This window comes from Caulobacter sp. BE264 (assembly GCF_031457805.1).
Taxonomy (GTDB): domain Bacteria; phylum Pseudomonadota; class Alphaproteobacteria; order Caulobacterales; family Caulobacteraceae; genus Caulobacter.
In genome coordinates, this window is record NZ_JAVDXI010000003.1 from 41,660 (window position 1) to 51,812 (window position 10,153).

Sequence of the window (10,153 nt, forward strand, 5' to 3'; positions counted from 1 at the left end):
CCGATCACGGCCCCGTGATGTTCTTTATGGCACGACGGCGAACCGCGGCGCCGGCCCCGATCTCTCATCGAAGAGACCCTCACTACATAATGAACCCCAGGGAAAGACAGCCATGACCCGTCATTTTCTCGTCGTCGGCGCCGCCGTCGCCGCGCTGAGTCTCGCCGCCTGCGGCCAAAAGGCCGATGAAACCAAGGGCGCTGCGACGCCGGCCGAACAGGCTGCGACGCCTGACGCCAACCCCGCCGCCACGGTGCCGACGCTGGCCGACGAAACCAAGGCCGGCGTGTTCGCCACCAAGATGGCCGACAACGACATGTTCGAGATCGAAGCCGCCAAGCTGGCCGCCTCGCGCTCGACCAATCCGTCGGTCAAGAAGTTCGCGATGATGATGGAGACCGCCCATAAGAAGACCAGCGATGGTCTGAAGTCGGCGATCTCGGCCTCGGGCGCCACCATCACCCTGCCGACCATGCTGTCGAAGGACATGCAGGACGAGCTGGACGATCTGTCGAAGGCTGATCCCAAGGACTTCGACAAGGAATACGCCGACGCCATGGTCGACGCGCATCAGTCGGCCCTGAACCTCCTGCAGCGCTACGCCCAGGACGGCGACACGCCGACGCTGAAGACCTTCGCCGCCGAAACCGCGCCGAAGGTTCAGGAGCACCTGAACATGGCCGAGGGCCTTAAGAAGGGCTTCGAAACCGGCGAGAACGTGGCCAAGGCCCGTCAATAGTCAGGGAATGGCGTAGGCGACCGTCGCCTTGGCGGCGGCCCGCTCGCGCCCTTCGGTCCACATCAGAACGTCGACCGTCGCGATGCGGCGGCCGAGCTTGAGCAGGGTGGCCTCGGCATAGAGGTCGCCCGGCTTGCAACCCCTGAGAAAATGGATGTTGAGCGAGGTGGTCACAGACAGCGCCACCTCGCCGATCCGCGCCAGGATCATGGCGTAGGCGGCGGTGTCCGCCAGACTCATCATCGTCGGGCCAGAGATCACGCCGCCCGGCCGCAGTTGCCGGGACGCATAGGGCAGCTTCAGCAGAGCCCGCCCCGCCTCGACCTCCAGAACCTGTGGCATCTGGGCCGGATCAACCTCCGGGAAGGCGCGATGCAGGAACGCGTTCAGCGCCCCCGCATCCATCCGGATCTCGCCCCCGTCGCTCACCCGCCGACCTTGACCGTATTGTCGTCGCCATTGCGGTCGATGACCGTGTTGTACGGGTCAATCCCCGCGAAGGTCGGCGCCTTGTCGACGGTGAAGGTGAAGCGGTTCTCGCCCGAGCGGATCGGCCGGCGCTGATAGAGCACGACGTTCTTGGCGGCGAAGCCCTTGTCGCCCGGCTTGGCGGTGAAGAGGCCGATCTCCATCGTCTCGTTCAGGGCGGCGCCCGTCTCCTTGCCCTTGCCGTCGGCGTACTTCTTCTGGGCGTCGACCACGACCGTAACGTCGAACTTGCCATCCGCCCGCTTCTTCACCGAAGCGGTCTTGGTCTTCAGGTCATACAGCGTGATCTTCTCGAACAGATCGGTGATCAGCGCCTGCTTGTCGGCGGGCGCCTCGGCCCGCAGCGCCGCCAGGAAGTCCAGCGTCGTCGGATACGGCGCGCCCTTGAAGGCGAAATCGGCGATCAGCTTGCGCAGGGCGCGGTTGACCGCCTCTTCGCCGATCTGGTCCTGCAGCCGGTACATGACCAGCGAACCCTTGCGATAATAGACGTAGGGCTGGTTCTCGACCTTGTAGAGCGGCTGCTCGTCGATCACGTCGCCGCCCCGCGCGCGCAGATAGCTGTCCAGTTCGAACTTCAGGAACTTGCGGATCTGGTCCTCGCCATAGGTGTGCTTCATCACCATCAGGGCCGAGTACTGGGCGAAGGTCTCGGTCAGCATGGCCGCGCCCTGCTGGTCGGCGCCGACCACCTGGTGGGCCCACCACTGGTGGCCGATCTCGTGCGCGCCGACATAGGTGACCATGTCGATCTTGGTCGGGTCGCGGTAATCGGAGATGAAGAACATCCCTTCCGACCACGGAATGGTGTTGGCGAACGACTGCGCGAACTGGGCGTAGTCCGGGAACTCCTGGTAGCGCAGCTGGCGGAACTGATAGGGGCTGAAGTTGGTCCCCATATAGTCCAGCGACCGTTTCATCGACGTCTTCATCCGGTCGATGTTCCAGGCGTGCTGGGGATCGTAATAGACCGCCAGCTGGACGCCCTTGTAGGTCTCCTCAGCCACCTTGTAGCGCGCCGACTGGATCGAGACGAACGGCATGATCGGCGCCTCGGTGACGAAGCGGGCGGTGCGGCGGCCGTTCTTGACCGTGTCGGACACCTTGTAGCCGGGCGCAATCGGCGTCTGGTCGGCGACGGTGGTCACCGTGATGTCGGAGCGGATGAAATCGGCGTCCTTGCGCAGCTGGTGGAACTGCCGGGTGGGGACATCGCCCAGCTTGGCCATGCGCTGCTCGGGCGGCAGGCCGTACTTGCGGCGCTTGGCGCGGTCGGCCAGCAGGCCGTCGCGCGACATGCCCAGGATCGGCGCGATCTCCAGGTTATTGACGAAGGTCCCATTGTCGACGACCCGCGTCTCGGCGCCGCTGTTGGGGAAGCCGCGCTGGGCGCGCAGGGTGATGAAGCTCATCTTGCGCTGCTCGCCGGGCGCCATGGGCGTGTCGAAGGCGAAGATGCGGTAGTTGAACTTCTCGAAGGTCTTCTTGGGTCGCGCGCCCTCGATCGACAGGCCCTTGACCTGTAGGTCGCGATCGAAGCGGACGTGGATTTCCTTCAGCGCCGCGCCCGTCTTGTTCTCGAGGACATACGAGCCCTTGGTCTCCAGGCTCGGCGCATGAGGCTGGATGTCGACCTGCAGAGTCTGGGCGATGATCTTGGGCTGAGGAACGTTTTCGAACGGCAGCAGGGTCTTTTCGTAGTCAGCCTGCCACTTCTCGCCGTCGATATTGGTGCGGTACTCGTTCCAGACGTTGGTGTTGACGTAGATGAACCCGCCCAGGGCCGCGAAGGCGACCAGCGACACGCCCATCAGCGCCCCGCCCCCCCCGTTCAGGCGCAGCGGCAGTCGGCGAAGACGCGGCAGCAGGCGGCTTTCCGTCCCACGCCGCCACAGGCCATAGGCCAGCACCAGCAACACCAGCGCGAAGGCCGTCCAATAGGCCCGCAGCCACCAGGCGCCGATCCAGAACTTGCCCAGGCCGTTCATGTCGGAGAAGGGCGTGTCGGTGGTGGCGCCGTAGTTGTAGAGCTTGTGCTCGAAACCGAGGTTCGTGAACGTGATGGTGCTGACGATGTAGATCACCATCAGCGCCCAGCCGATGAACTTGTGCGGGCTGATCGTCTGCAGGAACACGGCCAGCACGGCGAGCAGGATGAAATCCAGCGCCTGCGGCAGCACATACCAGAGAAGGTACTTCTCAAGCTCGAAGTTGAAATAGCTGTGGAACACCTGGCTGAGCACGGCGGCGAGCACGCTGATCAGCAGGGTTGAGATCAGCACAAGGCTGATCGCCAGGGTCTTTGGGACGACGAACGCCCAGTCGGGAACCGGGGTGGCGTCGATGATCTCGTGAGTCTTGCGCTCCCGCTCGCGCCAGACCAGTTCGCCCGAATAGTAGATGGCGATGATGATTGGGATCAGGCCGAACGAACCCAGCAGCGGAAAGAGCAGGATCCGAGTCACCGGATAGACGACCCCGCCATAACGGCCGGCCTCGGTGGCGAACCACAGCGAGCCCATGGCGTTGGCCAGACCCAGGAACAGCAGCACGAAATAGGCTGGACTCTTGAACACCTGGCCCATGTCGAGGCGCGTGCGGACGATCAGCTGGGCCCAGGCCGTCCGGCGGTCGAACACCGGGGTCGGCAACGGGCCGGAGGCGACGGGCGCGCTTTCGGCCGCTGCGACCTTGGCCTTCTTGGCTCCCTTGCGCTGACCTGACAGCTCCGCCGACTGGAAGCGGAACAGGCTGTAGGCGAGCGCCAGGAAGCCGGCCGCCAGAGCCAGAACGAACACGCGGTTGAACAGCAGCGCGCCGGCCAGCGGCGGCGTCAGAGTGTTGCGCTCGCTGGCGGTCCAGTACTTGGTCGCCAGGCCAAAGGCGGCGGTGCCCAGCGGCTCCCACAGCGCCGCGCCCTTCTCGTATTCAGGTCGATCCAGCGCGATGCCGGCGACGATATACAGAACCAGGAAGGCGATGACGCCGACATAGGTCCACATCATCGAGCGGGTGACGGTGGCCAGGGCGAAGAAGATCGCCGAGGTCAGAAGGATCGCCGGCAAGGCCAGCGCAAAATAGGAAAAGAGGTAGGCGTTCAGATCGTTGGGGCCCAGCCGCTCGGGGTCGACCCAGGGCATGAACGAGCCCACGAAAATGGCCAGCGGCACGACCAGGAACGAGATCGCCGCCGCCAGGAACGCGCCGGTGAAGCGGCCATACAGATAGTCGAACTTGCGGATCCGCGTGGACCGCAGGATCGGCCCAAAGCCCGTCTCGTCGTCGCGCACGACCACATTGGCCACGAAGGCCGTGGTCACGAACATGTAGAAGATCGCCAGGATCAGGTGCGTCTGGGCGATCGCATAGGGGGCGTTCTTGTGGATATTGCCGCCGCCGCCGATCCGGATCTGATCGATCGTCGCCGCGCCGAACGTCATCAGGAAGAAGATGACCGCCACCACCCAGAACACGGGCGACTTCAGCTGGTAGCGGAGCTCAAAGCCCGCGATCTTGCCAAACATCGGCTCGTCCTCCTTACGCTGCTTGGCGCGAGCGGGTGGACGACAGGGTGGAGAAGTAGACGTCCTCCAGCCCGCCCTCGACGGGGGTGAAGCCCGCGCCCGGATCGGTGTCGGACTCGATGTGGATCACGGTGCGACCGGCCAGCAGGCGCGTGGAGATGACCTTGTACTGCGCCTTGGCGGCCTCCAGCTCGGCCTTGTCGATGATCTTCTTCCAGATGCGGCCCTTCAGCTGGGCCACCAGGTCGGCCGGGGCGCCTTCGCGCACGATGCGACCGTTGCAGATGATCGCCATGGCCGGGCAGAGGTCGGAGACGTCCTCGACGATGTGGGTCGACAGGATCACGACCACGTTCTCGCCGATCTCGGCCAGGAGGTTGAGGAAGCGGTTGCGCTCCTCGGGGTCGAGGCCCGCCGTCGGCTCATCGACGATGATCAGGCGCGGATCGCCGATCAGGGCCTGGGCGATGCCGAAGCGCTGGCGCATGCCACCCGAGAAGCCGGCGATCGCCTTCTTGCGCACGTCCCACAGGTTGACCTGGTTGAGCAGGTTCTCGACGGTTTCCTTGCGTTCCTTGCCGCCGGCGATCCCCTTAAGCACGGCCATGTGGTCGAGCATGTCGTAGGCGGACACGCGCGGATAGACGCCGAAATCCTGCGGCAGGTAGCCCAGCGTCTTGCGCAGCTCTTCGGGGTGCTTGAGCACGTCGATGTCGCCGAAGCGGATGTGGCCCGCGGTCGGCGCCTGCAGGGTGGCGATGGTGCGCATCAAGGTCGACTTGCCGGCGCCGTTGGGCCCCAGCAGGCCGTACATGCCGCGGGGGATCGTCAGGCTGACCTCGTCCAGGGCGCGGGTGCCGTTGCCGTAGACGTGGGTCAGATTCTCGATGATCAGCATGGTCTTCCTAATGCCCCCGATGGAAGCCGGACCGCCGCCGACCAACACGGCGCGGCGGAGCCAGACTCCAAAGTTTCCAATTTGGCGTCCGTCGGCCCGGGTGTCGCCACCCGCCCGACGGGCCTAAGCCCTAGTCCCCGGCGGTGAGATGACTCGACGGCGAGCGCGGCGGCAAGTGAAAGAACGTTTAGACCGGCTGTTCAACCATCTCTTTGCGGAACGGCGGCCATTTTGAGTCCAGACTTTCACGGTTGCGCGACCGGGGTTTTGGCACGCTGCTTTTGGGTCTACAGGAAGCGCCATGACGACCTACGCTTTTCCCCCGCACGCCATCCCGACGGTCCCTGTGGAGGGATCGGACGCTGTGTTTCCGGTGCGTCGCATCCTCTGCGTCGGCCGCAACTACGCCGCCCACCGCCGCGAGATGGGCGGCGACGACCGCGATCCGCCGTTCTTCTTCGCCAAACCCGCCGATGCGGTCGCGCCGCTGGCTGCGGAGATCGCCTATCCGTCAGCGACCAACGACCTGCATCACGAAATCGAGCTGGTGGTGGCCCTGAAGGCCGGCGGCGCGAACCTGTCGATCGAACAGGCCCTGGCCTGCGTCTTCGGCTACGCCGTCGGCGTCGACCTGACCCGCCGCGACCTGCAAGCTGCGGCCAAGGCCAAGGGCCAGCCCTGGGAGGCGGCCAAGGGCTTCGACCAGAGCGCGCCGATCAGCGCCATCCGCGTGATGGAGGCTCCTGCGGCCGAGGCTGCAGTGACGCTGTCAGTCAACGGCCAAGCCCGCCAGCACGGCCTGGTCGGCGATATGATCTGGAACATCGGCGAGGTGATCGCCAAGGCCAGCGAGCTCTGGACCCTCGCCGCCGGCGACCTGATCTTCACCGGCACCCCCGAAGGCGTCGCCGCCATCGTGCGCGGCGACAAGATCGTGGGCGAGATCGAGGGCGTCGGCCGCCTGGAGTTCACCCTGGCCTGACCCCGCCAGTACGATCCCGCCGTCTTTGAAGAGAGGCTTCGATGAAGCTCGTCCTGCACAGCGCCAAGCGCGCCAGCGCGCCCTATCGGGTGCGGATCGGCCTGAACCTGAAGGGCCTGGCGTTCGAACTCCGCCCCGTGGATCTGGTGGCCAACGCCCATCAGGATGACGCCTATCGCGCCCTGAACGCTCAAGCCCTGGTGCCAACGCTCGAGGTGGACGGCCGCCCCCTGACCCAGAGTCTCGCCATCCTCGAATGGCTGGACGAGACCTTTCCAGACCACCCCTTGCTGCCGACGAGCGCCTTCGACCGCGCGACGGTGCGGGCGATGGCCGAGATCATCGCCTGCGATATCCACCCGCTGAACAATCTCCGCATCCTCCGTCAGCTGACCGCGCTTGAGATCGACGAACCGGCCCGCAACGCCTGGGTGGCCCGCTGGATCCGGGACGGCTTCGCGGCGTTAGAGCCGATGATCGCCCAGCATGGCCGAGGCTACGCCTTCGGTGACGCGCCTGGGTTGGTCGACTGCCTTCTGGTGCCGCAAGTGTTCAACGCCAATCGCTTCAACGTCGACCTGTCACCGTTCCCGGCCATCGAAGCCGCCGCCGCCCACGCTCGGGCGCATCCGGCCATCGCCGCCGCCCACCCTGATCACCACCCGGAGCGCTAGATGCTTGAGGACCTGAAAGCCAACAACGCCGCCTGGTCGAAGAGCAAGACTGCGGTCGATCCCGAGTTCTTCAAGCGCCTCGCCAATCAGCAGAGCCCCGAATATCTGTGGATCGGCTGCAGCGACAGCCGCGTGCCGGCCAATGAGATCGTCGGCCTGGATCCGGGCGAGCTGTTCGTGCACCGCAACGTCGCCAACCTCGCCCCGCCCCAGGACGCCAACTATCTGAGCGTCCTGCAATTCGCGGTCGACGTCCTGAAGGTCAAGCACATCATGGTCGTGGGCCACTACGGCTGCGGCGGCGTGGCGGCGGCTATCGACGGCAAGCGCCGGGGCCTTGTCGACCACTGGCTGCACCCGATCCGCGAGGTCCACGCCGAGCATCGCCACGAACTGGAAGCCATCCCCGAGGAGCGCGCCCGGCTCGATCGCCTGACCGAGCTGAACGTCACGCGCCAGGTCCGCAACGTCGCCTCGGACGTCTTCGTGCAGGACGCCTGGGCGCGCGGCCAGTCCCTGGCCGTGCACGGCTGGGTCTATTCGCTGGCTGACGGCCTCGTAAACGACCTCAATGTCGGGATCGCCGGGCTGGAAGACTATCAGCGGGCCGTCGGCCAGCCCGGCTAGAGCGTGAGGCCGAAAGTGGGAACCGGTTTCGGCTATTCTCACGCTCTAAGTATCTGATTTAGAGCCTTTTTAACGCCTGAAATCGATTCCGATTTCAGGCTAAAGGCTCTGGGGTCTATCCCCCGCGAATTCTCACGCGGGCGGCGGCCTTGCGCCCCTCCGCGTCCACCACGGTGAGCCTGTAGAAGCCCGGCGCGGCAGGCTTCCAGATCGCGCGGCCGCTGACAGGGTCCAGGTCCAGCGGCGCGCCCTCCACGTACCAGGTCAGCCCCTCGCCCTCGGCGGCGAGGACGAGGCCTCGCGCCTTGGAGCCTAGAGCCTCGACCTGCACCGCCGCTCCGTCAGGCGGGAAGATCAGGCGCGGGCCTTCATCGGCGGCGCGCAACTTCTGCAACGCCAACGGCGCGGACTTGGGCGCGATGGGCCGGGGCGCGGAGCTCTGGGCGCCGATCGCATCGGCCACGTCGAACAACAGCGGCAACGCCGCGTCGCGTCCGGTGAGCCCGCCACGCGCGCCGCCATCGGCGCGGCCGGTCCAGACCAGGATCGCATAGCCCCCGACCACCCCGGCCGCCACCGCGTCACGGAACCCGTAAGACGTGCCGGTCTTGAACGCCATCGACGGCCCGCCCCGGGTCAGGGCCGAGGGCGCGCGGCCCTTCGGCGACGGGGCCTCGCGCAGGATGTCCAGCACCTGCCGGGCCGCCTCGGGCCGGACGAGCCGGGTTCCACCAGCCTTCTCGCGAGCCTTGGCGTCCGCCTGCGTCCAGGCCAGGGGCTTGGCGATCCCGTTGTCGCCCAGCGCGGCGTACAGCATGACGAGGTCACGCCAGGTTATGCCCTCGCCGCCCAAGGCCAGGGCCAGGCCCGCCTCCTTCAGCTGCGCCTTGGGCCGCGCCAGATGCGCGCCGGCCGCCTCGATCCGACCTGCAAAGGCCTCAGGCCCCAGCTTCTCCAAGGTGGCGACGGCCGGGACGTTGAGGGAATGGGTGAGCGCCTCGCGCACCGTGACCTTGTCGTGGAACACCCGGTCGAAGTTCTCGGGCTGATAGTCGGCGAAGCGCGTGGCGCTGTCGGTCAGCTGGGTGTCGGCGGCCACGAGGCCATCGTCCATGGCCATCGCGTAGATGAACGGCTTCAGCGCCGAGCCTGGCGACCGCAAAGCGCGGGTCATGTCGACCCAGCCGCCCGCCCGGTCCCTGCCCGCCGAGCCCACCGAAGCCCGCACCGCCCGATTACGGATCTCGACCACGATGATCGCGGCGGTGGCGTCCGGCCCCTGGGCGGCGGCGACGGCCGCGGCCATCGGCTCCAGGCGCGACTGCAGGTCGGCGTCCAGGGTCGAGACCACGCTGGCCTGGCCCTTGGGCGCAGCCCGCGCCAGCTCGCCGGCCGCATGCCAGGCCAGGGTCGGGAAGGCGGCCCGACGCGGCAGGGGCTCGTTCTCGGCTTCGTAGGCGGCGGCCTCGCTGATAGTTCCGCCCCGCACCATCTTGTCCAGCACCACACGCCGCGCCGCCTTGGCCGCTTCAGGCCGACGGTCCGGGCGGCGGGCTTCGGGCGACTGCGGCAGGGCGATCAGCAGGGCCTGCTCGCCATCGGTCAGGCTGGACGGCTCATGGCCGAAATAGCTGAGGCTGGCGGCCCGCGCGCCCTCCAGATTGCCGCCATAGGGCGCGAGCGTCAGGTAGAGGGCCAGGATCTCGCGCTTGGACAGGCGCGACTCCAGCTGCACGGCGCGGACCATCTCGATCAGCTTGGCGCCCAGGGTGCGAGGACGCGGCTCCAAGAGGCGCGCGGTCTGCATGGTCAGGGTCGAGGCGCCGGAGGTCACCCGGCCATGCACCACCGCCGAGCCCACGGCCCGGATCAGCGACAGCGGATCCACGCCCAGGTGGAGATAGAAGCGGGCGTCCTCGACCTTGATCAGGCGCTTCTGGAACGTCGCGTCGGTGCGCTCCAGATCGGCGCGGATCCGCCAGCGGCCATCCTCGACCGGCAGGGCCCGCAGCCAGGCGCCACGATGGTCCAGCACCACCGCCGAGGACTGTTTGGCCCGGGTCATGTCGGGTGGGAAGGCGGCGCTGAGCGTGAACAACACGACCTCGGCGGCGAGGACGGCGATCAGAACCTTGGTCAGCCGGGGGACGCCATCGCTCGTCTTCCCCCTCCGGGGGAGGAGGATGCGCAGCATCCGGAGGGGGCGATCCAGGGAAACCC

8 protein-coding genes are annotated in these 10,153 nt (G+C 66.8%); 4 read left to right on the forward strand and 4 right to left on the reverse strand.

Going from position 1 to position 10,153, the window contains the following annotated elements:
- The first annotated feature begins 112 nt into the window (after nt 1-112).
- Nucleotides 113-739 carry a DUF4142 domain-containing protein gene (locus J2X45_RS08405; RefSeq protein WP_310213718.1) on the forward strand — a complete coding sequence of 209 codons (627 nt, stop codon included), beginning with the start codon at nt 113-115 and terminating at the stop codon, nt 737-739.
- On the opposite strand, the gene J2X45_RS08410 is transcribed toward J2X45_RS08405, so the two are convergent.
- The 3 genes from J2X45_RS08410 to J2X45_RS08420 are packed head-to-tail and all read right to left on the reverse strand — an operon-like array spanning nt 740 to nt 5,650.
- On the reverse strand, nt 740-1,168 hold the full coding sequence (locus J2X45_RS08410; protein WP_310213719.1) for a PaaI family thioesterase: 429 nt from the start codon (nt 1,166-1,168) through the stop codon (nt 740-742).
- Entirely contained in the window at nt 1,165-4,752 is a 3,588-nt protein-coding gene (locus tag J2X45_RS08415) for a M1 family aminopeptidase (RefSeq protein ID WP_310213720.1), read from the reverse strand. The genes J2X45_RS08410 and J2X45_RS08415 overlap by 4 nt, the downstream gene beginning before the upstream one ends.
- A 13-nt stretch (nt 4,753-4,765) precedes the next feature.
- Nucleotides 4,766-5,650, reverse strand: coding sequence for an ABC transporter ATP-binding protein (locus J2X45_RS08420; RefSeq protein WP_310213721.1), 885 nt, complete (start codon nt 5,648-5,650; stop codon nt 4,766-4,768).
- A gap of 301 nt (nt 5,651-5,951) precedes the next feature.
- Here J2X45_RS08420 and J2X45_RS08425 point away from each other — a divergent pair, with 301 nt between their 5' ends.
- Genes J2X45_RS08425 through J2X45_RS08435 form a run of 3 tightly spaced genes read left to right on the forward strand, consistent with a single transcriptional unit; the run spans nt 5,952 to nt 7,933 of the window.
- Entirely contained in the window at nt 5,952-6,632 is a 681-nt protein-coding gene (locus J2X45_RS08425; RefSeq protein ID WP_310213722.1) for a fumarylacetoacetate hydrolase family protein, read from the forward strand.
- A gap of 41 nt (nt 6,633-6,673) precedes the next feature.
- On the forward strand, nt 6,674-7,306 hold the full coding sequence (gene maiA, locus J2X45_RS08430) for a maleylacetoacetate isomerase (protein WP_310213723.1): 633 nt from the start codon (nt 6,674-6,676) through the stop codon (nt 7,304-7,306).
- The gene (locus J2X45_RS08435) at nt 7,307-7,933 is read left to right on the forward strand and encodes a carbonic anhydrase (protein ID WP_310213724.1); all 627 of its coding nucleotides are present in this window, start codon (nt 7,307-7,309) and stop codon (nt 7,931-7,933) included.
- A 115-nt stretch (nt 7,934-8,048) separates the two neighbouring features.
- Here the strand turns inward: J2X45_RS08435 and pbpC are convergent, their stop codons facing one another.
- Complete coding sequence (gene pbpC, locus J2X45_RS08440) at nt 8,049-10,127, reverse strand: penicillin-binding protein 1C (protein WP_310213725.1); 2,079 nt, start codon at nt 10,125-10,127, stop codon at nt 8,049-8,051.
- Nucleotides 10,128-10,153: the final 26 nt, after the last annotated feature.